Annotated in this window: 18 protein-coding genes; 11 read left to right on the top strand and 7 right to left on the bottom strand. The window is 68.9% G+C overall.

The genetic code is table 11. The features are described 5' to 3' along the window. Positions 1–23 precede the first annotated feature (23 nt). From NKJ47_RS07430 to NKJ47_RS07420, 3 genes are all read left to right on the top strand, one after another. On the top strand, positions 24–1,628 hold the full coding sequence (locus tag NKJ47_RS07430; RefSeq protein WP_254460848.1) for a peptide chain release factor 3: 1,605 nt from the start codon (positions 24–26) through the stop codon (positions 1,626–1,628). A gap of 108 nt (positions 1,629–1,736) precedes the next feature. Next, entirely contained in the window at positions 1,737–2,408 is a 672-nt protein-coding gene (gene trhA / locus NKJ47_RS07425) for a PAQR family membrane homeostasis protein TrhA (protein WP_254460847.1), read from the top strand. A 52-nt stretch (positions 2,409–2,460) separates the two neighbouring features. Continuing rightward, entirely contained in the window at positions 2,461–4,428 is a 1,968-nt protein-coding gene (locus tag NKJ47_RS07420) for an AsmA family protein (protein ID WP_254460846.1), read from the top strand. 154 nt (positions 4,429–4,582) lie between these two features. Here NKJ47_RS07420 and NKJ47_RS07415 read toward each other — a convergent pair whose 3' ends face one another. From NKJ47_RS07415 to mtgA, 3 genes are all read right to left on the bottom strand, one after another. Further along, entirely contained in the window at positions 4,583–5,011 is a 429-nt protein-coding gene (locus NKJ47_RS07415; protein WP_254460845.1) for a CBS domain-containing protein, read from the bottom strand. Beyond that, positions 4,971–5,993, bottom strand: a complete 1,023-nt coding sequence (locus NKJ47_RS07410) for a glycosyltransferase family 2 protein (RefSeq protein ID WP_254460844.1) — start codon at positions 5,991–5,993, stop codon at positions 4,971–4,973. The genes NKJ47_RS07415 and NKJ47_RS07410 overlap by 41 nt, the downstream gene beginning before the upstream one ends. A 445-nt stretch (positions 5,994–6,438) precedes the next feature. Next, on the bottom strand, positions 6,439–7,182 hold the full coding sequence (mtgA, locus tag NKJ47_RS07405; RefSeq protein ID WP_254461365.1) for a monofunctional biosynthetic peptidoglycan transglycosylase: 744 nt from the start codon (positions 7,180–7,182) through the stop codon (positions 6,439–6,441). Between the two features lie 81 nt (positions 7,183–7,263). Between mtgA and NKJ47_RS07400 the strand changes: the two genes are divergently transcribed. From NKJ47_RS07400 to NKJ47_RS07380, 5 genes are all read left to right on the top strand, one after another. Beyond that, on the top strand, positions 7,264–8,157 hold the full coding sequence (locus tag NKJ47_RS07400) for an Hsp33 family molecular chaperone HslO (protein WP_254460843.1): 894 nt from the start codon (positions 7,264–7,266) through the stop codon (positions 8,155–8,157). Positions 8,158–8,272: 115 nt separating this feature from the next. Further along, entirely contained in the window at positions 8,273–9,133 is an 861-nt protein-coding gene (locus NKJ47_RS07395) for a hypothetical protein (RefSeq protein ID WP_254460842.1), read from the top strand. Positions 9,134–9,360: 227 nt separating this feature from the next. Then, complete coding sequence (locus NKJ47_RS07390; protein WP_254460841.1) at positions 9,361–12,246, top strand: TonB-dependent receptor plug domain-containing protein; 2,886 nt, start codon at positions 9,361–9,363, stop codon at positions 12,244–12,246. 78 nt (positions 12,247–12,324) lie between these two features. Next, positions 12,325–14,163 carry a tetratricopeptide repeat-containing sulfotransferase family protein gene (locus NKJ47_RS07385; protein ID WP_254460840.1) on the top strand — a complete coding sequence of 613 codons (1,839 nt, stop codon included), beginning with the start codon at positions 12,325–12,327 and terminating at the stop codon, positions 14,161–14,163. Then, positions 14,160–14,726 carry a 2OG-Fe(II) oxygenase family protein gene (locus tag NKJ47_RS07380; protein WP_254460839.1) on the top strand — a complete coding sequence of 189 codons (567 nt, stop codon included), beginning with the start codon at positions 14,160–14,162 and terminating at the stop codon, positions 14,724–14,726. The genes NKJ47_RS07385 and NKJ47_RS07380 overlap by 4 nt, the downstream gene beginning before the upstream one ends. A 43-nt stretch (positions 14,727–14,769) precedes the next feature. On the opposite strand, the gene NKJ47_RS07375 is transcribed toward NKJ47_RS07380, so the two are convergent. Both NKJ47_RS07375 and NKJ47_RS07370 read right to left on the bottom strand, forming a co-directional pair. Then, on the bottom strand, positions 14,770–16,062 hold the full coding sequence (locus NKJ47_RS07375; protein ID WP_254460838.1) for an aspartyl/asparaginyl beta-hydroxylase domain-containing protein: 1,293 nt from the start codon (positions 16,060–16,062) through the stop codon (positions 14,770–14,772). Beyond that, a complete protein-coding gene (locus NKJ47_RS07370) occupies positions 16,062–16,673 on the bottom strand; it encodes a TetR/AcrR family transcriptional regulator (RefSeq protein WP_254460837.1) in 612 nt (203 codons plus the stop codon). Before NKJ47_RS07370 ends, NKJ47_RS07375 begins: the two co-directional genes overlap by 1 nt. Before the next feature lie 139 nt (positions 16,674–16,812). On the opposite strand from NKJ47_RS07370, the gene NKJ47_RS07365 reads away from it, so the two are divergent. Both NKJ47_RS07365 and NKJ47_RS07360 read left to right on the top strand, forming a co-directional pair. Beyond that, positions 16,813–17,733, top strand: a complete 921-nt coding sequence (locus tag NKJ47_RS07365) for an alpha/beta fold hydrolase (RefSeq protein ID WP_254460836.1) — start codon at positions 16,813–16,815, stop codon at positions 17,731–17,733. Beyond that, on the top strand, positions 17,730–20,216 hold the full coding sequence (locus NKJ47_RS07360) for an acyl-CoA dehydrogenase (RefSeq protein WP_254460835.1): 2,487 nt from the start codon (positions 17,730–17,732) through the stop codon (positions 20,214–20,216). Before NKJ47_RS07365 ends, NKJ47_RS07360 begins: the two co-directional genes overlap by 4 nt. 407 nt (positions 20,217–20,623) lie before the next feature. Here the strand turns inward: NKJ47_RS07360 and NKJ47_RS07355 are convergent, their stop codons facing one another. After that, positions 20,624–20,977, bottom strand: a complete 354-nt coding sequence (locus tag NKJ47_RS07355) for a DUF1304 domain-containing protein (RefSeq protein WP_254460834.1) — start codon at positions 20,975–20,977, stop codon at positions 20,624–20,626. An 82-nt stretch (positions 20,978–21,059) separates the two neighbouring features. Beyond that, positions 21,060–22,403, bottom strand: a complete 1,344-nt coding sequence (locus NKJ47_RS07350; protein ID WP_254460833.1) for an NTP/NDP exchange transporter — start codon at positions 22,401–22,403, stop codon at positions 21,060–21,062. A gap of 209 nt (positions 22,404–22,612) precedes the next feature. Here NKJ47_RS07350 and NKJ47_RS07345 point away from each other — a divergent pair, with 209 nt between their 5' ends. After that, positions 22,613–24,211, top strand: coding sequence for a GMC family oxidoreductase (locus tag NKJ47_RS07345; RefSeq protein ID WP_254460832.1), 1,599 nt, complete (start codon positions 22,613–22,615; stop codon positions 24,209–24,211). The last annotated feature ends 112 nt before the right edge of the window (positions 24,212–24,323 follow it).

The raw sequence follows: 24,323 nt of genomic DNA, 5'->3' as shown, positions 1-24,323 counted from the left end.
CGCCCCTTGCGGGCGTGCCGCCCATGTCCGAAGTCGCCACCGAAGCTGCGCGCCGCCGCACCTTCGCCATCATTTCCCACCCCGACGCCGGCAAGACCACGCTGACCGAAAAGCTGCTGCTGTTCGGCGGGGCGATCCAGATGGCCGGCTCGGTGAAGGGCCGCAAGGCCGCGCGCCACGCCACTTCGGACTGGATGGCGCTGGAAAAGGAGCGCGGCATCTCGGTGACCTCGTCGGTGATGCAGTTCCCGTACGAAGGCAAGATCATCAACCTGCTCGACACCCCCGGCCACGCCGACTTCGGCGAGGACACCTACCGCGTGCTCACCGCGGTGGACTCGGCGCTGATGGTGATCGACGTGGCCAAGGGCGTGGAAGAGCGCACCATCAAGCTGATGGAGGTGTGCCGGTTGCGCGACACGCCGATCATGACCTTCATCAACAAGCTCGACCGCGAAGGCAAGGACCCGATCGACCTCCTCGACGAGGTGGAGACGGTGCTCGGCATCGAGTGCGCGCCGGTGACCTGGCCGATCGGCATGGGCCAGCGCCTCAAGGGCGTGGTGCATCTGGTGACCGGCGAAGTGCATCTGTACGAGCCCGGCCGCAACTTCACCCGCCAGGATTCGACCATCTTCCCGTCGCTGGACGCGCCCGGCCTGGCCGAGAAGATCGGCGAGCAGATGCTGGCCGAACTGCGCGACGAACTGGAACTGGTGCAGGGCGCCAGCCATGCCTTCGACCTGGACGCCTACCGCGCCGGCAAGCAGACCCCGGTGTTCTTCGGCTCCGGCGTCAACAACTTCGGCGTGCAGCCGCTGCTGGACTTCTTCGCCGAGCACGCGCCGCCGCCGCAGCCGCGCGCCACCACCGGCCGCCAGGTGCAGGCCGGCGAGGACAAGCTCACCGGCTTCGTGTTCAAGATCCAGGCCAACATGGATCCGCAGCATCGCGACCGCGTCGCCTTCATGCGCATCTGCTCCGGCCGTTTCGCCGCCGGCATGAAGACCCTGCATGTGCGCACCGGCAAGGAGGTCAAGCTGGCCAACGCGCTGACCTTCATGGCCAGCGACCGCGAGATCGCCGCCGAGGCCTACCCCGGCGACGTCATCGGCATCCACAACCACGGCACCATCTCCATCGGCGACACCTTCACCGAGGGCGAGTCGCTGTCGTTCACCGGCATCCCCAACTTCGCCCCGGAACTGTTCCGCCGCGCGCGCCTGCGCGACCCGCTCAAGCTCAAGCAGTTGCAGAAGGGCCTGGCGCAGCTGTCCGAGGAAGGCGCCACCCAGTTCTTCCGCCCGCTGATGAGCAACGACCTGATCCTCGGCGCGGTCGGCACCCTGCAGTTCGACGTGGTCGCCTACCGGCTCAAGGACGAGTACGGCGTGGACGCCAGCTTCGAGCCGGTCGGCGTGGTCACCGCGCGCTGGGTGCACTGCGACAACCCGAAGAAGCTGGAAGAGTTCCGCGAGAAGAACGCGATGAACCTGGGCATCGATGCCGCCGGCGAACTGGTGTACCTGGCGCCGACCCGGGTCAACCTGCAACTGGCCCAGGAACGCGCGCCGGACGTGCGCTTCGCCGCCACCCGCGAACACGCGCACAGCGTGGCGATGGAATGACCACCGTGTGACCATGGGCGTGCGCCGGCTGAGCGCACGCCCAACCGGTGTCGCAGTGCTGCGCCGCAGCGGATGCGAACCGCTCGCAATTGCGCTACCTTGCGGACCATGGATGCAGACCGGTCGCCCGCCTACTCGAACGCCGACGCGCAGCCTTCCACGGACTGGCGCGACGAACTCGCCAGTGCGCTGACCCACGGCCTCGGCGCGATCGCCGCACTGGCCGGCGGTTCGGTGCTGATCACCCTCGCCGCGATCTACGGCGACGGTTGGCAACTGGCCACCGCCATCGTGTTCAGCGTCACCTTGTTGCTGCTGTACGTGGCCTCCACGCTGTACCACGCCATTTCCCATCCCGGCGCCAAGGCGCGCCTGCAGATCTTCGACCACTGCGCGATCTACCTGCTGATCGCCGGCACCTACACCCCGTTCACCCTGATCGGCCTGCGCGGTCCGTGGGGCTGGAGCCTGTTCGCGGCGATCTGGACCATCGCCGTGGCCGGGGTGATCTTCAAGCTGTTCTTCACCGGTCGTTTCCGCCTGCTCTCGACCATCCTCTACATCGCCATGGGCTGGCTGATCGTGGTCGCGATCGAACCGCTGCTGCGTTCCATCGACGCCTGGACCCTGGGCTGGCTGCTGGCCGGCGGCCTGTTCTATACCCTGGGTACGTATTTCTATCAGCGCGACACCGTGCGCTACTTCCATGCCATCTGGCATCTGTTCGTGCTCGCCGGCAGCGTCTGCCACTTCGTCGCGGTGACCGGCCAGGTGCTCTGAAGCGGCCGATCGCTTTCGCACCCCGTGCACGGCGGCCGCCTAGGATGGCCGCATGGCTCGCGAACCCGTTTCCGCATCCGGCGCACGCCGCCGCTCCTGGCCCTGGCGACGCAACGACGGCCGCCTGCGGCGCTGGCCGTTCGTGCTCGGCGCGCTGGTGCTGCTCCTGCTCGTCATCATCCTGATCTTCGACTGGAACTGGTTCAAGGCGCCGGTGGAACGCGCGGTGCAGGCACGCACCGGGCGCGCCTTCCATATCGACGGCAACCTGGACGTGGACCTGGGCCGCATCGTCACCGTGCGCGGCGATCGCCTGCGTTTCGCCAATGCCGGCTGGTCGAAGCAGGCGCAGATGGCCAGCGCCGACCGAGCCGAGCTGGACATCGCGCTGTGGCCGTTGCTGCGCGGCCGCGTGCGCATCCCCGAGATCCGTCTGACCAAGCCGGATCTGTTGCTGGAGACCGGGCCGGCCGGACAGCCCGGCAACTGGGTGTTCGGCGCGTCCGACGGCGGCCGCCCGGTCGTACTCGGCGCGCTGCTGGTGCAGCAGGGACACCTGCGCTTCCAGGATCCGGCCGGGCGCACCGAGATCGACATCGCCGTCGACAGCCAGGTCGGACAGCGGCGCCGTGGCGATGCCGCGCCGCCGATCGCGGTCAGCGGCGACGGCCGCTGGCGCGGCAATCCCTTCACCCTCAAGGGCAACACCGCCTCGCCGCTGGAACTGAGCGAGAGCGACCATCCGTTCCGCGTCGACCTGCGCGGCAGCGCCGGCAGCACCCGCGCGCACATGCGCGGCACCCTGACCAACCCGTTCCAGTTGCGCGTGTTCGACCTGCAATTGCAGCTGGCCGGCACCGACATGGCCCACCTGTATCCGCTGCTGGGCATCGCCATTCCGTCCACCCCGCCCTACCAGTTGGACGGGCGCCTGCAGCGCGACGGCGATCGCTGGCGCTACCAGGACTTCCGCGGCCGCGCCGGCGACAGCGACCTGGCCGGCACGGTGCAGATCGACACCGCCGGGCAGCGCCCATTCCTGCGTGCCGACCTGCGCTCGCAGCGGCTGGATTTCGACGACCTGGCCGGCTTCGTCGGTGCACCGCCGCGCACCGGCGCCGGCGAGACCGCCAATGCCGAACAGAAGGCGCAGGCGGCCAAGCTGGCCACCGCCGACAAGGTGCTGCCGTCCACCCCATACGACCTCGGCAAGCTGCGCGCGATGGATGCCGACGTGCGCTGGAAGGCGCAGCGCATCAATGCACCGTCGCTGCCGCTGGAGGACATGGACGCGCACCTGAAGCTCGACGACGGCGTCCTGCTGCTGCAGCCGCTGAATTTCGGCGTGGCCGGCGGCGACCTGCGCTCGGACATCCGCATGGACGCGCGCAAGCCCACCCTGCAGACCCGCGCGCAGCTGTCGATCCGCGGCGTGCAGCTGGGCAAGCTGTTTCCCGACGGCAAGCTGGCCAAGGAGGCGGCCGGCGCGATCGGCGGCGAGATCGCACTGACCGGCAGCGGCAACTCGATCGCGCAGATGCTCGGCAGCGCCGACGGCAACGTCGCGGTCGGCATGGGCAAGGGCCGCATCAGCAACCTGGTGATGGAGCTGGCCGGCCTGGATCTGGGCGAATCGCTGAAGTACCTGGTGACCAAGGACCGCGAGATCCCGGTGCGCTGCGCGTTCGGCGACTTCGGCGTGCAGCGCGGGGTGATGACCTCGCGCGCCCTGGCCTTCGACAGCACCGACACGCTGCTGGTCGGCAGCGGCACCATCGACCTGGGCCAGGAGCGCCTGGACCTGCTGCTGAAAGCGCAACCCAAGGACCACAGCATCCTCGCCCTGCGCTCGCCGCTGCGCGTCGGCGGCACCTTCAAGGACCCCAGCTTCCGCCCCGACTTCAAGGCCCTGGGCGTGCGCGGCGCGATCGCCGTGGCCCTGGGCAGCATCGCCCCGCCCGCCGCCCTGCTGGCCACCATCGAGACTGGGCCGGGCAAGGATATTCAGTGCGGGCATTGAAGCCGGGAATGGGGAATCGAGAATAGGGAATGGCAGGATCAAAAGCGCATTGCGCGCGTCGATCTTGTCAGGCGACCGATGTCCCAGGATCGCGTCAGGAGATCGCTGCTTTTGATTTCCTATTCCCGATTGCCCACTCCCGATTCCCAGCCCCTCAGCTCCTGATGTACTCCTGCAACTGATCCAGCTCCTGGCGCTGCTCCTCGATCACCGCCTTGACCAGGTCGCCGATCGAGATCACGCCGACCACGGCGCCGGCGTCCACCACCGGCAGGTGGCGGATGCGGTGTCCGGTCATCAGTTCCATGCACTGCTGCACGCTCTGCGAGGAGTCGACGGTGTGCACCTTGCCGCTCATGATGTCGCGCACCGGCGTGGTCGCCGAGGAGCGGTCCTGCAGGACCACCTTGCGTGCGTAGTCGCGCTCGGACAGGATCCCGGACAGCTGTCCGTCCTGCATCACCAGCACCGCGCCGATGCCCCTGGCGGCCATCAGCCGCAGCGCCTCGATCACCGCCGTGTCCGGCGCGACCGCGTGGATCTCATTGCCCTTTTCGCTCAAGACCTGCCGTACCGTGCGCATCGCTGCCTCCCGGTTCGCTGGATCGCATGGCCGAGCATACTCCTTCGCCCGGTGCACGCCAGGTGTCCACCAGGTACAGCGGTCGTTGCTTGGATTCCTCGTACAGACGACCCAGGTATTCGCCGATCAGGCCCAGTGCGATCAGCTGCACGCCGCCCAGGAACAGGATCACCGCCATCATCGTCGGCCAGCCGGCCACCGGATCGCCCCACAGCGCCGCCTTGACCACCACCCAGATCGCGAACAGGAAGGCGCCGACCGCCGTCGCCAGCCCGAGGTAGGTCGCCACCCGCAACGGCGCGGTGGAGAACCCGGTGATGCCGTCCAGGGCGAAGTTCCACAGCCGCCACAGGCTGAACTTGCTGCGCCCAGCCAGCCGCGGCGCGCGTCGGTACGGCACCGCCAGGCGGCGGAAGCCGATCCAGCCGAACAGCCCCTTCATGAAGCGGTGACGCTCGCGCAACTGCCGCAGCGCGGCCAGCGCGCGCGGCGACAGCAGGCGGAAATCGCCGGTATCGGCGGGGATCGGCGTCTTCGACAGGCGCCCGATCACGCGGTAGAACAGCGCCGCGGTGCCGCGCTTGAGCCAGCTCTCGCCTTCGCGCACCAGGCGCGTGCCGTAGATATCGTCGTAGCCGGCGCGCCAGTGCACCACGAACTGCCCGATCAACTCCGGCGGATCCTGCCCATCGGCATCCAGCAGCATCGCCGCGCCGCGGTCGACGCAGTCCAGGCCCGCGGTCAGCGCCAGTTCCTTGCCGAAATTGCGCGACAGGCGCAGCGCGCCGACCCGCGGATCGGACGCGGCCAGCGCCTGGATCGCCTCCCAGGTGGCATCGCGACTGCCGTCGTCCACGTACAGCACGCGCCCCTCCAGCCCGGGCAGGCCATCGAGCGCGGCGAGGATGCGCGGGTGCAGCAGCGGCAGGCTCTGCACCTCGTTGAACGCAGTGACGACGACGGTGAGACGTTCGGATTCCATCGGCGGATGGTACGGAGCGGCCTGCGCGTTCACCAGCGGCCCGCGCATCGCCTGACGAGTTCCACCCTTCTCCCACCGGGACAAGGTGCCCCGAAGGGGCGGATGAGGGTCCACCTCCGCCGAATCCCAATCCGCCCGTGCGGCCGCACCCTCACCCCACCCCCTCTCCCGATAAGAGAGGGGCTTTGAGTTCCTTCTCCCCTCGGGAGAAGGTGCCCCGAAGGGGCGGATGAGGGTCCACCTGCCGCCGAACCCCAATGCGCACGTGCAACCGTACCCTCCCCAACCCCTCTCCCGACGGGAGAGGGGCTTTGAGTTCCTTCTCCCCTCGGGAGAAGGTGCCCCGAAGGGGCGGATGAGGGTTCGCCTGCCGCCGAATCCCAATCCGCACGTGCGGCCGTACCCTCACCCTAACCCCTCTCCCGACGGGAGAGGGGCTTCAAGCCTACGGCGCCTGCAGATAGGCCGGTCCGCCCAGTTGCCGGGTCTGGCGTTGGATCCAGTTGGCCCGCCCCTGCACATAAGGGCCGGGACGGGCGGCGTTGTAGCGCTGCGGCGCCGGCAGCACCGCCGCCAGCAGCGCGCTCTGCGCCGGCGTCAGCTGCGCCGCGTCCTTGTTCCAGAAGCTGCGCGCCGCCGCCTGCGCGCCGTACACGCCGTCACCGAACTCGGCCACGTTGGCGTACACCTCGAGAATGCGCTGCTTCGACCACAGCGCCTCGATCAGCACCGTGTACCAGGCCTCCAATCCCTTGCGCAGCCAGCTGCGGCCCTGCCACAGGAACAGGTTCTTGGCGACCTGCTGGCTGATCGTGCTGGCCCCTCGCAGGCGCCCGCCGCGCGCGTTGTGGTCGCGCGCCTTCTCGATCGCGTCCAGGTCGAAGCCATGATGGCTGGGAAAGCGCTGATCCTCCGCGGCGACCAGCGAGATCGGCAGGCTCGGTGCGATCTGCGCGGCATCGCGCCAGTCGTAGGCGATGCGGTACGACCAGTCGCCGCCGGCCCAGGCGCCCAACTGCCGCTCCAGCATCATCGCCGAGAACGGCGGATCGACGAAGCGCAGCAGCAGCACCTGCGACGCGCTCGCCAGCACGAAGACCAACGGCGCCAGCAGCACCCAGCGCCGCCAGCGCCTGGAGCGCGGACGCGCCGGCGCGGCGCCACTTGCATCGCGGCGCGCCGCCCCCATTCCTATGCGTTCTTCGACCTGGTCCACCGTGATGATCCACTATCGTGCGGTCGCCATCTTCCCATGCGCAGCGAGGCCGCAATGCATTCTTCCGACGATCGTCTGACCCGCTTCCTGCTGCCCGACGCCGGCGTGCGCGGCGTGCACGTGCGCCTGCACGACACCTGGCGCGAGATCCTGGCGCCGGCCAGCTACCCCGCCGCGGCCACCGAACTGCTGGGCGAGGCCTGCGTCGCCGCAGCCCTGTTCACCGGCCACACCAAGGTCGACGGACGCCTGTCGGTGCAGTTGCGCAGCCAGGGCGCACTGCGCACCCTGTTCGCCGAATGCACCGCCGCCGGCACGCTGCGCGGCATCGTCCAGCTGGGCGAAGGCCAGGACGCGCCGCGCGACCTGCGCGCGCTCGGCGACGACGCCCTGCTGGCGATCACCATCGAGAACCCCGGCCTGGACCCGCGCGAACCGCAGCGCTACCAGAGCCTGGTGGCGCTGTCCTCGGCCGAGCTGGACGAGGCCTTCGAGGACTACTTCCGCCAGTCCGAGCAGTTGCCGACGCGGCTGATCCTGGCCGCCGACGGCAGCCACGCCGCTGGCCTGCTGCTGCAGAAGCTGCCCGGCGACGCCGGCGACGAGGACGGCTGGAACCGCGCCGGTGCGCTGTTCGAGACCGTTGGCGAGGCCGAACTGCTGGCGACACCGGCCGAGACCCTGCTGCACCGGCTGTTCCACGAAGAGACCCCGGAACTGCTGGGCGACCGCCCGCTGCGCTTCGGCTGCTCGTGCTCGCGCGAGCGGGTGGCGGCGATGCTGCGCTCGCTGGGCGAGGAGGAAGCACGGGCCGCCGCCGAGGCCACCGGCCAAGTTGAGATCCGTTGCGAGTTCTGCGGCCGGCACTATGACTTCCCTTTGACGGAATTCGGCGTATTGTTTGCCGTAACGCAGGCTGAACCGACATCCTCGGAGCGCTTGCACTAGCTGAAACGCGCGTCGCGACCGGGGAGTCCGACTTGTTAAAGAAACATAAATCCACTAGCATCGACCACCCTGCCCGGCGGGAACTTTTGTGCCCGCCCCAAGTCTCAGACTGCTGATGCGACCCTTTCTGCGCCTACCGCTCGCCCTGCTGATCGCCCTTGCGGCGAGCACGGGCGCACACGCGCAGAACAAGCCGGCCACTGGCCAGGACCGCACCGTGCTGCCGGTCTGGAACAAGGGCAGCGGCAAGGTCGAGGCACTGTTGTATCTGGAGCCCACCGGCGAGCAGGCGGTCGGCGCGCGCTGGCATTTCGGCCGCAACTCCCTGGATGCCGCGTTCGGCCTGTCCTCCGGTGACTCGCTGGGCCTGCTGTGCAACAGCGCCAGCGGCAGCAGCATCAGCGGGCTGGCCAGCCACTGCATGCTGGCCAGCCTGGGCGACGACGACGGCACCACCGGCCACCACGTCGCCGCCACCACCACCTTCAACCGCCCCGGCGGGCGCCTGTCGCTGTCGGCCGGCACCGGCCGCGAGAACCTCCCCGCCTGGCTGGCCGGCGCCAACAAGACGCCGTCGATGCGGATGGAGCAGAACGACCTGACCGTCTTCGCGCAGCAGAACATTGGCCGCGAGGGCTTCGTCTCGATCGGCGGCACCTACGCCAAGGCGCGCCTGGTCCCGATCGCCGACGCCACCCCGGCGATGCTCGACCGCTGGGACAGCAAGAGCCTGAGCATCGGCGGCGGCTACGGCTCGTTCAGCGCCAACGTCATCGGCCGTGTCGTCGACGCCCCCGGCCAGCCCGGCAAGTGGACCGGCCTGGGCGTGGGCCTGACCTGGCGCACCCCGTGGAGCGGCCAGCTGACCGTCGGCGCCGAGAACGTCATCACCCGCGGCAAGAACCCGTTCTCGCCGAACAACATCAGCACCGAAGAAGGCACCATTCCCTACGTGCGCTACGAGCAGGATCTGTAGCGGCCACTGGCAACGTGCTGTTTCGAAACGAAAAAGCCTCCTCGCGGAGGCTTTTTTATTGCCTGAACAAGCGTGATATACATCACTGAAATTACACGCCCATTAACGACTCTTTAATTTCTCTGAAGACAAAGTTAACATCGGCTTACCCCGCGGTTTTTGGCATCGCTTTTTCGGCGCCTCCGCAGGAGAACTCAGCTGACATACACCTTTCGGAGAGAGAGCCAATGAATTGCAAGACCCATCGCTTGCGCGACGCGATCGCGTGCGCCCTCGCTGCCGGCACCACCGCGTTGCTCAGCACCGGCGCGGCCGTGGCCCAGGACAGCTCCTCCAACGATGCGTCCAAGACCCTGGACACCATCCAGGTCACCGGCTCGCGCGTTGCCCGCGTTGAAACCGAGACCGCCAGCCCGGTGGTCGTGATCGATCGCGCCGCGATCGAGCAGACCGGCAAGCTGACCCTCGGCGACCTGGTCCAGGAACTGCCGGCGATGTCCGGCGCGCCGGCCACCCCGGCGGTCAACAACGGCGGCGGCGACGGCAAGTCCTCGGTCGACCTGCGCGGCCTCGGCGACGAGCGCACCCTGCTGCTGGTCAACGGCCGTCGCGTCGTCAACAACGACGTCAACTCGATCCCCGCCAGCGCCGTGGAGCGCATCGAAGTGCTGACCAGCGGCGCCTCGGCGGTGTACGGCTCCGATGCCGTGGCCGGCGTGGTCAACTTCATCCTGCGCAAGGACTTCGAAGGCCTGGCGGTCAGCGTCGACTACGGTCAGGCGACGCATCTGAACGACGGCGCGCGCAGCGGCGGCTCGCTGACCTTCGGTCAGGTCGGCGATCGCGGCAACATCATGGTCGGCCTGAACTACAACAAGTTCGACGGCATCTCCTCCGCCGACCGCAAGTACTCCAAGGACGCGACCTACCTGTACAGCGGCGCGGTCACCGTGCTCGGCTCCAGCCGCAATCCGCGTGGCCGCATCACCGTGCCGGCCGCCCTGCGTCCCCAGTACGGCGGCTGCTCCACCGTCACCCTGAAGCCCGGTGCGACCGGCGCCTCGCAGGGGGATTATCGCTGCTACTCCGGCGCGACCGACTCCTTCAACTACCAGGCCACCAACCTGATCATGACGCCGCAGGAGCGCACCAACGCGTTCTTCCTGGCCAACTATCAGATCACCGACAGCATCAACGCCTTCGCCCAGGTCTACCACAACAAGACCAGCTCCAACTTCGCGATCGCGCCGCTGCCGTTCGACGCCCGTGGCGACAAGGTGGTGATCTCCGCCAACAACTTCTACAACCCGTTCGGCACCAACTTCGGTGCGGACAACGGCGGCAACCAGTACAACCAGTTGCTGACCCGCTTCACCTCGCTGGGCCAGCGCCGTTCCTACTACAGCACCATCACCGACCAGGTCGTGGCCGGTCTGGAAGGCTTCGTCGGCGACAGCACCTGGAAGTGGGACGCGGCCATGAACTACGGCCACTACACCCGCGAGAACACCAGCTACGGCTACGTGTACTACGCCGGCCTGCGCGACGCGCTGGGCCCGTCGTTCCGCGACACCGATGGCGTGGTCAAGTGCGGCAGCGCCGGCGCGGTGATCGCCGGCTGCACCCCGTTGAACATCTTCAACATCAACGACCCGCAGACCATTGCGACCCTCGGCAAGTACGAGGCGCGTCCGACCTACTCCACCACCTACCAGATGCGCAGCTTCGAAGCCAACGCCAGCGGCGAGCTGTTCTCGCTGCCGGCCGGCGCCACGCAGCTGGCGGTGGGCGTGTCCTGGCGCGAGGAGTACCAGAAGAACGCGGTCGACTACATCGCCATCGCCAATGCCAACGGCAACTGCTTCATCTCGCAGGAAGCCTGCGGCACCCCGCTGAGCGGCAAGTACAACGTGAAGGAACTGTACGCCGAACTGTACGTGCCGCTGCTGTCCGAGGTGCCGTTCGCGCACCTGCTGGCGCTGACCCTGGGCTCGCGCTATTCGGACTACAACACCTTCGGCAACACCACCAACAGCAAGGTCCAGCTGGAGTGGCGTCCGATCCAGAGCCTGCTGCTGCGCGGCACGGTCGCCGAGGTGTTCCGCGCGCCGACGATCGAGAACCTGTACGCCGGCGCCAGCGGCGATGCGCCGAATTTCGCCGATCCCTGCCTCGGCTACGGCCGCACCGGCACCCCGCGCGACCATGAAGCGGCGTGCGGCGCCGGCGCCGGCGCGACCGCCATCCCGGGCGCCACCGGCATCACCCCGAGCGGCATGTCGCAGACCACCGGCGTGTGGTCGGGTTCGGTCGCTGCGGGCTTCGACCTGAAGCCGGAACAGGGCAAGTCGTTCGACTGGGGCGTGGTCTATGACCCGGAATGGCTGCCGGGCTTCTCGGCCAGCCTGGACTACTGGCGCCTGTACCTGAACGACACGATCAACCGCGCCGATGCGCAGACCGTGGCCGACATCTGCTACACCGACAACAACAGCCCGTTCTGCGGCTTCATCAACCGCTATGCCGACGGCCAGGTGAACTTCATCCGCGAGCCGATCGTCAACCTGGGCCGCCTGGATACCAAGGGCTGGGATCTGGCGCTGCGCTACCGTCTGCCGGACACCGCCTGGGGTAGCTACACCTTCGGCCTGGACGGCACCTACATCGCGCGCTACGACAACAAGACCAACCCGGCCGATCCGGCGGGCGTGGTGACCCATATCGCCGGCACCTACAACAAGAGCTACGGCCTGTACTCGCGTGTCCGCGGCCGCCTGTTCGTGAACTGGCAGAAGGGCGACTTGGGCGCGAGCTGGCGCGTGCGCTACGTCGGTCCGTTCGACATCGGCAGCGCCGATCCGGCGCAGAACCGCAGCGCCGACGCCGGCCTGCCGTACGTGGTGGTTCCCTACGGTTCCTACTTCCTGCACAGCGTCAGCGTGAACTACGCGCTGCCGTGGTTCAATTCGAAGGTGGAAGTGGGCCTGGACAACGTGTTCGACAAGCAGCCGCCCATGCTGTATCAGAACAACGTGCTGAACGCCAACACGGACGTGAACAGCTTCGACACCGTTGGCCGCTACCTGTGGGCTCGCTACAGCATGAGCTTCTGAGCTCGCTCAGTCCGCTCCTGACGTGACGACGAGGGCCGCGCGAAGCATTCGCGCGGCCCTCTTTTTTGGCAGACCGGAATGAACGCACCACAGCTGCAATACGCGATCCATCTCATCGAACAAGGCTGGGCCGACGCGGCAGGCGACCTGTGCCGGCAGGCACTGGCCACGGCGCCGCACGATCCCGGCTGGCACACGCTGCTGGCGATGGCGCTGCAACAGAGCGGCGACGTGGCCGGAGCGGCCACGCACTACCGCACCCTGACCCGCCTGCAGCCGCAGGAGTCGGCGCACTGGGCCAATCTGGGCATGGCGCTGCGTACCCTTGGCGAGCATGCCGACGCCGACCAGGCCTACCGGCAGGCGCTCGCCCTCGCGCCGCAGACCTACCACTATCTGGTCGACCATGGCCTGCTGCTGCTGGACATGGGCGACATCGCGCGTGCGCGGCACCGCCTGCTGGACGCGGTCGACCTGGATCCGGCGCAGCCGGAAGCACGCATCCACGCCGCCATCGCCTGCTTCGAGTGCGGCGATGCGCAGCGGGCCGCCGCCCTGCTCCCGCCGCCAGCAGTGTGGCCGCACTTGCCCGACGACCTGCGCGAGGACCTGGCCGGTGCGCTGATCCAGGTCGGCAGAACCGACGAGGCCGAGGCGTTGCTGTCGCAGGCGCAGCACGGCCAGGCGCCGTCGCTCTCCAACCTGATCCGCCTGGCGCAGCTGCACGAACGCACCAATCGCATCACGCAGGCCGAGACGCTGTGGCAGCAGGCGAGCGCTCTCGCCGCGCAGGACGACCGGCAGACCCGCATCGACCTGCTGCAACTGCAATCGGCGCTGGCGCTGCGCCGCAAGGACTACGCCGCCGCGCGCGCCGCCACGACCGAACTGCTGGCCCTGCAACCGCAGGTGCAGATCGAGGCCAACGCCTACTTTGCGCTGGCCGGCATCGACGACAAGCAAGGCGAGCCCGCCGCGGCGATGGCCATGCTGGAGAAGGCGCACGCTCTGCAGTTCAAGCTCGCCGCCGAGACCATTCCGGAAATCGCCCACTCCGGCGAAGAACCGCTGCAGATCTCCAGCCTGTGGCTGGACAACCCGTTCGCCACGGACCCGCACGGCACGGCGCCGGACAGCGACGCATCGCCGGTGTTCATCGTCGGCTTTCCCCGCTCGGGCACCACCATGCTCGAACAGATGCTCGATGCGCATCCGCGCTACGTGTCGATGGACGAACGCGCGATCCTGCAGCGCTGCATCGAATGGATGGAGGCGCAGGGCAAGCGCTACCCGTACGACCTGGACGCGCTGGACCAGGACCAGGTCGCAGCAATGCGCCAGGTGTACTGGGCGGAAGTCGCCAAGGTCGCGACCCTGGCCCCCGGCCAGCAACTGGTCGACAAGAACCCGCTGAACATGTTGCGCCTGCCGGTGATCATGCGCATGTTCCCCGCCGCGAAGATCATCCTCGCCCTGCGACACCCCTGCGACGTGCTGTTGAGCTGCTACATGCAGAACTTCCGCTCGCCGGCCTTCATGGTGCTGTGCTCCACGCTCGAGCGCCTGGCCAAGAGCTACGTGAACGCGATGCGTTTCTGGATCCACCATCAGGCGCTGCTGCAGCCGCAGTTGCTGATCCTCAAGTACGAGGAAACGGTGGCCGATTTCCTTGCGCAGGTGCAACGCATCGGCGACTTCCTGGGCATCGACCAGGCCGGGTTCCTGGCCGATTTCTCGCAACATGCCGCACGCAAGGGCTACATCAGCACCCCCAGTTATGCGCAGGTGGTGGAACCGGTGAACCAGCGCGCGGTGGGCCGCTGGCATCCCTATGCGCCCTGGCTGGCCAGTGCGCTGCCGATCCTGCAGCCGGTCGCGACACATTGGGGCTATGACCTGGAGGCGCGCACCCCATGAAAGCGCTGAGCGACTACATCCGCAGCTACGACGACGCGCTGCCCATCCCGTTCTGCCAGCAGTTGATCGACGGGTTCGAATCGTCCCGCGCGCACCACCTGCGCAACGGCAGCACGCTCCACGCCGCGCTCGCCGAGAGCAACTGGACCGAGCTGGACGTCGGCAAGCTCGCCGATCCGGCCTTCCTGGGCTTTTTCCTGGACCGGATCGAGCACTACCTGGCCCGCTACAACCAGGAGCTGGGCCTGACCCTGCCCATCCCGTACCGGCCGACGATCGACCGACTGATCCTGAAGAAATACCAGGTGGGCGGCACCGATCGCTTCCAGCCGCACTTCGACGCGCTCGACGCGGTCTCGGAGCGCTACCTGGTGTTCCTGTGGTACCTCAACGACGTCGGCGAAGGCGGAAACACGCGCTTCTGCGACCTCGACGTGGAAACCGCGCCCCGCGCGGGCAGGCTGCTGATGTTCCCGCCCTACTGGATGTACCAGCACGTCGGCGAGCCGCCCGTTTCCAACGACAAGTACATCCTCTCGACCTACCTCATGTTCAAGCGCTGAGCTGCGCCGCGGAGCGCACGACGCGCACCGCGGCCGGCGCCGCTCAGACGCCGGCGCGCAGGTTGAACGCGCCGATCGTCTCGACCAGTTGCCGCAGCGCCTGCGTCTCGGCTTCGTCCAGATCCGGGTGCCAGGTGTCCAGGATCGTCACCACCCGTACCCGCTCGCTGCGGTTCCAGGCCTGGTGCAGGCAGGTGTCGTTGAAGGTGACCAGGCGCCCGACCTCCCAGGCATGCGCGATGCCGGCGACCTCGAGCGCGCAGTCCGGCGGCACGATCAAGGGCAGGTGGGTCACCACGCGCGCATTGGTCACGCCGTAATGCGGCTTGATCGTGGTGCCGGGCGCCAGGATCGAGAACAAGACCTCCGGCGCATGCCCGTCGATCCGGGTCAACGGCACCTGTGCCAACGCGGCGGCCGTGCGCGGGCAATGCTGCAGGTTCTGCGGGTAGGCCTGCCCGTGCCGGTAGAAGAAATACGCATCCCAGGCGCCGTCGCCGCGCTGGCCGACGAGATAGTCCTGCGGCGACGCGCCGTTGCTGAAATCCAGGAACGGTTGCACCGACTGCCGCGACGCCAGGACCTGGTGCACCTCCTCGACGATCCCGGCGGCAGCGTCCTGCAGCCGGTCGTACCAGGGGAAGCGCGCAGCCCCCAGATAGGGCGACGGATCCAGATCCGGGACGTACAGGAAGGTCGGATGCTGGCCATCGTCCGCAGGCCGCGCCTGCAGCCCGAGATAGATGCGCAATGCCGCCATCACCCGGCGCAGCGCGGTCTCGCCGAAGCGATCGAGCAACGGCTGGATCGCGGCGACAAACAACGCGTGCCGCCCCTGATCGATCCGCTGCATCGCGGCGACCACGCGCGTCCGTAATTCGGGCGCGGTACTGGCCTGGTCGAGCCAGCGCCCCTTGGCCTGCGCCGTGCGCACCGCCGCGAAGTACATCGGCAGCGCCTCGTCGTGGCGCCCGAGCGCCTCCAGGCTTTCGGCATACCACAGCCGTACCAGGAACGCGTCGGCGGCCAGCTGCAAGGCGCGCTCGAACGCGGGCACGGCCTGCGCATGCTCGCCGAGGCGGGCCAGGCAGATCGCGCTGCGGCTGCATGCCTCCACACTCGGTTCGGCCGCCGCCAGCAGCGCCCAGGCGTGGGCGGCGCGCGCGAACGCGCCGCTGTCCATCAGCAGCAGCGCATGCGCGCGGCGTAGCGCCAGATCGGCGGGCGCAGCGTCCAAGGCGCGCTCGCACAGCGCATCGGCAGCCCGGTAGTCGCCCGCGGCCACATGCCGATGCACGGCCTCCAGGGCGTCGGCAGCGACGGGACCGTGCGCCATCAGCCCGGAATCAAGGTCACGATGACGTGTTCGACGTAGGCCTCGAAGTCCTCGCGCGCCTGCTTGGGCTGGTGCAACTGCAACGACAGCTGCAGGAAGCCGACGTAGGCGGCATAGGCCAGACGCGCGCGGTGCTGCGCGTCGGTGCGGCTGAGTCCGGACTGGCGGAACGAGGCGATCAGATACTCCATGCGCCGCTGCGAGACCCGGTCGATCACCGGCCGCACCGCGGGATGGTCGAGCGCCTTCAGCAACTCGCTGTAGATGACGTGCGGCTTGACCTCGTGCGCGACCAGCTGGAACAGCGCGCGCAGCCGCGTACGCGGATCCGGCACTTCTTCCAGGCTGCCGAACACCTGTTGCTGCTCGACCAGTTCCCAACGCTCCAGCGCGGCCTGCAGCAACGCATCGCGCGACGGGAAGTGCCAGTAGAAGCTGCCCTTGGTGACGCCCAGGCGCCGCGCCAGCGGCTCCACCGCCACCGCGCTGACGCCCTGTTCGGCGATCAGGTCCAGGGCGGCCTGCGCCCAGTCTTCGGCGCTGAGCCGGTTGTTGCGGCCGCCGCCGGAAGCGGCGCCGTCGTCGGAGGAAGGAGCGGGCGCGGTATTCATCCGTGGATTTAACCATACGGGGACGTCGGTTGCAGTATGTGGCCTTCACAAGGCCGGCGCAAATGCCCGGCAGCATTGGCTTTTCGCACCCATACTGCATCGTATTGACATGCCGCGCAGGGCGACCATACTATCTCGTATGGTTTCCGCTGCCGCCACCGTCCCGCATGCCGTCTCGGCCGCCCTGTCCGGCGCCGGCGAGCTGACGCTGGCCGCGACCGTCACCGGTCCCGGCGAGGCCGGATCGGTGCTGTTCGCGCATGGTTTCGGGCAGACCCGGCACGCCTGGACGGCGACCGCCGCGGCGCTGCAGGCGCATGGCTACCGCAGCGTCGCCTACGACGCGCGCGGCCATGGCGATTCGGCCCGCAACCCGGCGGACCTGCCCTATCGTGGCGAGCAGTTCACCGACGACCTGATCGTGGTCGCCGGCGAGATGTCGCCGCCCCCTGTGCTGGTGGCCGCCTCGATGGGCGGGCTGTTCGGGCTGATCGCCGAGTCGCGCTGGCCGGGCCTGTTCCGCGCGATGGTGCTGGTGGACATTACCCCGCGCTGGCAGCCGGCCGGGGTCGAGCGCATCCTCGCGTTCATGACCGCGCATCCGCAGGGCTTCGCCACCCTGGACGCCGCGGCCGACGCCATTGCCGCCTACCTGCCGCAGCGCGCGCGCAAGTCGCCCGAGGCGCTGCGCAGCGTGCTGCGCCAGCACGCCGACGGCCGCTGGTACTGGCACTGGGATCCGCGCCTGGTCGAGGAACTGGCGCGCGACAGCGAACAGCACCAGGGCGCGATCGCGCAGGCCGCCGCGCACGTGCAGTGCCCGCTGCTGCTGATCAGCGGCGGGCGCAGCGACCTGGTCACGCCGCAGACCATCGAAGAATTCCTGTCGCTGGTGCCGCACGCGCAGCATGCGCATCTGCCCGAAGCCACGCATATGCTGGCCGGCGACGACAACGCCGCATTTACCGCCACTGTGTTGCACTACCTGGACGCCCTGCCACCGGCCAGCGCCGGCGCATCGTCCGCCGTCACCGAGTACCTCCCCGGAGCACGCCCATGAGCATCATTGCCCCCTTCCTCGTGTTGTTGCTGGCCGGCGCGTTCGCCGCCTATCACCGCATGCGGCTCGCCGTCTGGGCCGCGTTGAGCGCCACGCTGCTGGTCGCGTGCTGGCTGCTCGGCGCCAGCCACGTCGCCACCATCGTCGCGGCCGTCGTGCTGGCGGTGGTCGCAGTGCCGCTGCTGTTGCCGTTCGTGCGCAAGCCGCTGCTCACCGCACCGATGCTGAAGGTGTTCCGCAAGGTGCTGCCGCCGCTGTCGCAGACCGAGCGCATCGCGCTGGAGACCGGCTCGGTCGGCTTCGAAGGCGAACTGTTCACCGGCGATCCGGACTGGCAGAAGCTGCTGAACTATCCCAAGCCGCAGCTGACCGCCGAAGAGCAGGCCTTCCTCGATGGCCCGGTCGAAGAGCTGTGCCGGATGACCAACGACTGGGAAATCACCCACGTCCACGCCGACCTGCCGCCGGAGCTGTGGAGCTTCATCAAGAAGAACAAGTTCTTCGGCATGATCATTCCGAAGGAATACGGCGGTCTCGGCTTCTCCGCGCTGGCCCACCACAAGGTGATCCAGAAGATCGCCTCGGTCTCGAGCGTGGTCAGCTCCACCGTCGGCGTGCCCAACTCGCTGGGGCCGGGCGAACTGCTGCTGCACTACGGCTCCAAGGAGCAGAAGGACTACTACCTGCCGCGCCTGGCGGTGGGCCAGGAAGTGCCCTGCTTCGGCCTGACCGGTCCGTTCGCCGGCTCCGACGCCACCTCGATCCCCGACTACGGCATCGTCTGCAAGGGCGAGTGGAACGGCGCCAACGTGCTCGGCGTCAAGCTGACCTTCGACAAGCGCTACATCACCCTGGCCCCGGTGGCGACCCTGGTCGGCCTGGCGTTCCGCATGTACGACCCCGACGGCCTGATCGGCGACACCAAGGACATCGGCATCACCCTGGCGTTGCTGCCGCGCGAGACCCCCGGGGTCGAGATCGGCCGCCGCCACTTCCCGCTGAACTCGCCGTTCCAGAACGGGCCGATCCACGGCCGCGAGGTGTTCATCCCGCTGAGCCAGCTGATCGGCGGCGTGGAGATGGTCGGCAAGGGCTGGAACATGCTCAACGAGTGCCTGGCCGTGGGCCGCTCGATCACCCTGCCCTCCACCGCCAGCGGCGGCGCCAAGTTCGGCGCGGTCGTCACCGGTGCGTATGCGCGCATCCGCAAGCAGTTCGGCCTGTCGGTCGGCCGCTTCGAAGGCGTGGAAGAGGCGCTGGCGCGGATCGGCGGCAAGGCCTATGCGATCAGCGCGCTGTCGCAGGCCACCGCCGCGGCGGTGGACCGCGGCGACGTGCCGTCGGTGCCGTCGGCGATCGCCAAGTACCACTGCACCACGATGAGCCGCGAGGTCATCAGCGACGTGATGGACGTGGTCGGCGGCAAGGGCATCATCCTCGGCCCGCGCAACTTCGCCGGCCGCAGCTGGCAGGCCGCGCCGATCGCGATCACCGTGGAAGGCGCCAACATCATGACCCGCAGCCTGCTGATCTTCGGCCAGGGCGCGATCCTGTGCCATCCGTGGGTGATGAAGGAGATGAAGGCCGCCGGCAACCCGGACCACCAGGCCGGCGTCGACGATTTCGACCGCAACCTGTTCGGCCACATCGGCTTCGCCATCTCCAACGCGGTGCGTTCGCTGTGGTTCGGCCTGACCGCCGCGCGCATCGGCGCCGCGCCGGGCGACGCCTACACTCGCCGCTACTTCCGCAAGCTCGACCGCTACTCGGCGAACCTGGCGCTGATGGCCGACGTGTCGATGCTGATGCTCGGCGGCAAGCTGAAGTTCAAGGAGTCGCTGTCCGGGCGCCTGGGCGACGTGCTGAGCCACATCTACATGACCAGCGCGATGCTCAAGCGCTACCACGACGACGGCGCGCCGGCGACCGACCAGCCGCTGCTGGCCTGGGCCTTCCACGACAGCGTGCACAAGATCGAGCTGGCACTGTCGGCGGCGCTGCGCAACTTCCCGATCCGTCCGGTCGGCTGGCTGATGTGGGCACTGATCTTCCCGTGGGGCCGCCGTGCCGAAGCGCCGGGCGACCGCCTGGGCCACCGCGTCGCCGCGCTGCTGATGACCCCCAACGAAGCCCGCGACCGCCTGGGCCAGGGCGTGTTCCTGACCCCGTGCGAGCACAACCCCGGCGGCCGCATCGCCAGCTACCTGACCAAGGCGGTGCTGGCCGAGCCGGTGGAGCGCAAGTTCCTGAAGGCGCTCAAGAGCAAGGGCATCGAGGCGCTGGACTTCGCCTCGCAGTTGGACGAGGCGGTGCGCGAAGGCGTGCTGTCGGCCGACGAGCGCCGTCAGTTGGAGGAGCTGCGCGAGATCACCATGGACACGATCAGCGTCGACGACTTCGACACCGACGAACTGCGCTCGGCGAGCTACTACCAGCGTGCCGCAGCCGCGACCGACGATGGGCATTCGCGCGAAGCAGCCTGATCGTCCTGACCATGCGACACCCACGACGGCGGACTTCGGTCCGCCGTCGTGCGTTTGAGGGTCCGGTGGCGATCCCGGCAGCGGACGCCACCAAGGACGGGGTCTTGCCGCACGTCGGCCGACCGCCCCAGCGCCTCGCGGATCGGCTGGCGGCGACCATGCGCCGACACGGCGCGCGCCGCCGGACATACCGGTGCGGCGCGAGGACACCGACCATCGCACGCACCCAATCAAGTAGATGCAAGGCGCCCGTTCACCGTAGGAGCGACGTCAGCCGCGACGGGCGTTCCCGGTGACGCCCGTCGCGGCTGAAACCGCTCCTACGCGACACTTCTTGGAGCGAATGACGAGGCGCTCGGCGCGGGCCGGCGCACGCAGATCGCACGCGCCGCGTACGCGGCGGCGACTCAGTACGCCAGCAGCACCGCGACGATCGCCAGCGCCGCCGGCAGCGCCTGCACGAACACGATGCGGCGGCTGACGCTCCAGCCGCCGTACAGGCCGGCCACGACCACGCAGCCGAGGAAGAACAGCATCACGTCGACCCGCTGCGCGAGCAGACCCCAGGCCAGGCCGGCGGCGAGGAAGCCGTTGTAGAGCCCCTGGTTGGCCGCCAGCACGCGCGTGGCCTGCGCCTTCTCCGGGCTGTTGCGGAACACCTTCATGCCCAGCGGGCGCGTCCACAGCACCATCTCCAACACCAGGATGTACAGGTGCAGCAGCGCGACCGCGCCCACCAGGATCGAAGCCAACAGGATCATCGTGCTATCCGGCACAGGAGACAGGGCGCCAGCATAGCCACCGTCCCGATGGGCGACCAGCCCCCTGCCACGCTGTGCCGGCTCACGGTGGCGGCGTGCGTTCCGGCGGCAGCTTGGCCGCCTCGCGCAGCAGCCGCCACGCGCCCAGGGTCATGCCGGACGCGGCCAGCACGCCCGCGACGAACACCACCTGCGAGCCGAATCCCGACAGCAGCTTGTACAGCCAGGCGAAGCTGAGGTCGCTGCCGCGGTAGATCACCGTATCGATCGCCGCGCCGGCCTTGTAGCGCCATTCGCGGCCGACCCGGGTGTACAGGGTCTCGCGGGCCGGCTTGGCCAGGGAGAACTCGCCGGCGCGAGTCACCACCTGCACCACCGCCACCAGCATCGGCAGCGGCGACACCGCCAGCACCGAGTAGCCGAGCAGGATCGCGCAGCCGGGGATCAGCAGCGCCGGCCCGATGCCGAAGCGCGACAGCAGCGCGCGGGTGACCAGCAACTGCAGGACCAGGGTCAGCGCGTTCACCGCCAGGTCGATGCTGGCGTAGAAGGCGGTACTGGCTGCCGCATCGGTGTACAGGCGGCGCACGATCGCCGCCTGTTCGTTGTACAGCAAGGTGCCCACGCCCACCCCGAACACCGACATCAGCGCCAGCCAGCGCAGCAGCGGTTCGCGTGCGATCAGCTTCAACCCGGCCAGCACGTCGCCGCCCATCGGCACCTCGCCGCCGGCCACGCCGCGCGCGCGCTCGCGGGCGACCGCCCACAGCCGCAGGCGCAGCAGGCAGATCACGCTGATCACCAGGAAGCCGGCCGACACCAGCATCAGGTTGGCGATGCCGATGCGCTCGACCAGGCTGCTGGCGATCACCGGCCCCAGGAACGCGCCGAGCGTGCCGGCGGCGCCGATGTAGCCGTAGCAGGCGCGCGCTTCGGCATTGCTGAAGACATCGGCCATGAAGCTCCAGAACACCGCCACCGCGAACAGGTTGAATACGGAAATCCACAGGAAGAAGGCCATGCCGCGCCCGGGCACGCCGCTGTCGAACAGCACGTAGAACAGCAGTAGCGTGGCGATGAAGAAGCCGTACACCACCGGCAGGAACACCCGCCGCGGATAGCGGCTGACCAGCGCGCCGTAGACCGGCTGCAGCAACAGCATGATCAGGAAGGTGCAGGTGAACAGCACCTGCAGCGCGAATTCCTTCAGCGGCATGCCGTGCGCCGCGAAGAACGCGATCATCGCCGGCGGGAACACCGCGGCCACGTCGGCGGAGGCGCCCATCGCCTCGCGCACCGGCCGCAGCACGTAGTAGCCGCTGAGCAGCGAGAAGAAGTACAGGAACGCCCACGCCAGCGGCGGCGAATCGCGCAGGGCGCCGCGCAACCGCGCCAGCGCGCCGGGGGCATGCGGGGCGGCGCTCATCGGCGGCGGACCCTGGCGCAGGAACGGGACATCGGCGATTTTCGGGGTCGGAAAACGCGCACGGTAGCTGATGCACCGCAACACCGCCAGCGCGCGCGGCCCTCGCATCCCGTGCCGCACGCGCGCCGCGGCCGGCGGCGGGCCGCGCCGAGCATATGCTCTATCCTCGGCAACTAGCGTCGGCGCCAGGAACTCAAGGGACACCGCGGGTGTACGACTACATCATCATCGGCGCAGGCTCGGCCGGCTGCGTGCTCGCCAACCGCCTGAGCGAGGACCGCCACTGCAAGGTGCTGCTGATCGAGGCCGGCCCGCGCGACCGCAATCCCTTCATCCACATGCCCGCTGGCCTGGCACGCCTGGCCAACAACCGCCGCCTCAACTGGAACTACCTCACCGAGGCCGAGCCGGCCTTGGACGACCGCCGCCTGTGGTGGCCGCGCGGCAAGGTGCTGGGCGGTTCCAGTTCGATCAACGCGATGTGCTACGTGCGCGGCGTGCCCGCCGACTACGACGACTGGGCCAGCGGCGGCGCCGATGGCTGGGATTGGCGCGGCGTGCTGCCCTACTTCCGCCGTAGCGAATGCAACAGCCGCGGCGGCGATGCGCTGCATGGCGGCGACGGCCCGCTGCACGTCTCCGACCTGCGCTACCACAACCCGCTCTCGGACGTGTTCGTGGCCGCTGCGCAGGAGGCGGGCTTTCCGTACAACCCCGATTTCAACGGCCCCCGGCAACAGGGCGTGGGCCTGTACCAGGTCACCCAGAAGGACGGCGCACGCTGCTCGGCCGCGGTCGCCTACCTGGCGCCGGCGCGCGCGCGGGAGAACCTGCAGGTGGTCACCGACGCGCTGGTGCTGCGCCTGCTGATCGAGGGCGGGCGCGTGGTCGGCGTCGCCTATGCCCAGGACGGCCGCGAGGTGCAGGCGCGCGCCGCGCGCGAGGTGCTGCTCAGCGCCGGCGCGGTGAACTCGCCGCAGCTGCTGATGCTCTCGGGCATCGGCCCGGCCGCCGCGCTGCGCCGCCACGGCATCGCGGTGCAGCTGGACCAGCCGCAGGTCGGCGCCAACCTGCAGGACCACCTGGACGTCTGCACGCTGTACCGGACCCGCCCGGGCATCAGCTACGACCGCCGCAACCAGGCCAAGATCGCCTTCGACTATTTCCTGCGCGGGCACCGCGGCGCCGGCAGCAGCAACATCGCCGAGGCCGGCGGCTTCATCCGCTCGCCGCTGGCCCCGGACGCGCGCGCCGACATCCAGTTGCACTTCGTGCCGGCCATGCTCGACGACCACGGCCGCAACCGCCTGCCCGGCGACGGCTTCACCCTGCACGCCTGCCACCTGCAGCCGCGCAGCCGCGGCCGCATCGCGCTCAACGACGCCGACCCGCGCACGCCCGCCCGGATCCAGGCCAACTACCTGAGCGACCCCGACGGCTTCGACCTGCGCATGCTGGTGGAATGCGCGCGCCTGGCGCGGCACATCCTGCGGCAGCCGGCGTTCGATGCGTGGCGCGGCGCACCGCTGCTGCCGGCGCGCGAGGATCTGGACGACGCCGGGCTGATCGCCTTCATCCGCGCCAAGGCCGAAACCATCTATCACCCGATCGGCACCTGCCGGATGGGCTGCGACGCGCAGGCGGTGGTCGACCCGCAGTTGCGCCTGCGCGGTCTCGACGGCCTGCGCGTGGTCGATGCCTCGGTGATGCCGCGCCTGGTCAGCGGCAACACCAATGGCCCGACGATGATGATCGCCGAACGCGCCGCCGATCTGATCCGTGGGCGTACCGTCCTGCGGGAGGGGTGAAGCGGGCGCTGCGCGGCGCGTCGTGGCGCGGCGGCGATTTGCCGACCATCGCTAGCAGGTCTCGGTGTTGCTGGACGGCACACCCTCACCCCACCCCCTCTCCCGGTGGGCG

The organism is Xanthomonas sacchari (assembly GCF_024266585.1).
Classification (GTDB): domain Bacteria; phylum Pseudomonadota; class Gammaproteobacteria; order Xanthomonadales; family Xanthomonadaceae; genus Xanthomonas_A; species Xanthomonas_A sacchari_C.
This window is presented reverse-complemented; position numbering and strand designations above follow the sequence as displayed.

What these genes read in the sequence shown, in the direction of transcription:
- NKJ47_RS07365 (WP_254460836.1), top strand. Translation starts at nt 16,813, where the DNA reads ATGGTTTCCGCTGCCGCCACCGTCCCGCATGCCGTCTCGGCCGCCCTG.
- NKJ47_RS07370 (WP_254460837.1), bottom strand. Translation starts at nt 16,673, where the DNA reads ATGAATACCGCGCCCGCTCCTTCCTCCGACGACGGCGCCGCTTCCGGC.
- NKJ47_RS07390 (WP_254460841.1), top strand. Translation starts at nt 9,361, where the DNA reads ATGAATTGCAAGACCCATCGCTTGCGCGACGCGATCGCGTGCGCCCTC.
- mtgA (WP_254461365.1), bottom strand. Translation starts at nt 7,182, where the DNA reads ATGGGGGCGGCGCGCCGCGATGCAAGTGGCGCCGCGCCGGCGCGTCCG.
- NKJ47_RS07385 (WP_254460840.1), top strand. Translation starts at nt 12,325, where the DNA reads ATGAACGCACCACAGCTGCAATACGCGATCCATCTCATCGAACAAGGC.
- NKJ47_RS07375 (WP_254460838.1), bottom strand. Translation starts at nt 16,062, where the DNA reads ATGGCGCACGGTCCCGTCGCTGCCGACGCCCTGGAGGCCGTGCATCGG.
- trhA (WP_254460847.1), top strand. Translation starts at nt 1,737, where the DNA reads ATGGATGCAGACCGGTCGCCCGCCTACTCGAACGCCGACGCGCAGCCT.
- NKJ47_RS07430 (WP_254460848.1), top strand. Translation starts at nt 24, where the DNA reads ATGTCCGAAGTCGCCACCGAAGCTGCGCGCCGCCGCACCTTCGCCATC.
- NKJ47_RS07400 (WP_254460843.1), top strand. Translation starts at nt 7,264, where the DNA reads ATGCATTCTTCCGACGATCGTCTGACCCGCTTCCTGCTGCCCGACGCC.
- NKJ47_RS07420 (WP_254460846.1), top strand. Translation starts at nt 2,461, where the DNA reads ATGGCTCGCGAACCCGTTTCCGCATCCGGCGCACGCCGCCGCTCCTGG.
- NKJ47_RS07355 (WP_254460834.1), bottom strand. Translation starts at nt 20,977, where the DNA reads ATGATCCTGTTGGCTTCGATCCTGGTGGGCGCGGTCGCGCTGCTGCAC.
- NKJ47_RS07410 (WP_254460844.1), bottom strand. Translation starts at nt 5,993, where the DNA reads ATGGAATCCGAACGTCTCACCGTCGTCGTCACTGCGTTCAACGAGGTG.
- NKJ47_RS07395 (WP_254460842.1), top strand. Translation starts at nt 8,273, where the DNA reads ATGCGACCCTTTCTGCGCCTACCGCTCGCCCTGCTGATCGCCCTTGCG.
- NKJ47_RS07380 (WP_254460839.1), top strand. Translation starts at nt 14,160, where the DNA reads ATGAAAGCGCTGAGCGACTACATCCGCAGCTACGACGACGCGCTGCCC.
- NKJ47_RS07415 (WP_254460845.1), bottom strand. Translation starts at nt 5,011, where the DNA reads ATGCGCACGGTACGGCAGGTCTTGAGCGAAAAGGGCAATGAGATCCAC.
- NKJ47_RS07350 (WP_254460833.1), bottom strand. Translation starts at nt 22,403, where the DNA reads ATGAGCGCCGCCCCGCATGCCCCCGGCGCGCTGGCGCGGTTGCGCGGC.
- NKJ47_RS07360 (WP_254460835.1), top strand. Translation starts at nt 17,730, where the DNA reads ATGAGCATCATTGCCCCCTTCCTCGTGTTGTTGCTGGCCGGCGCGTTC.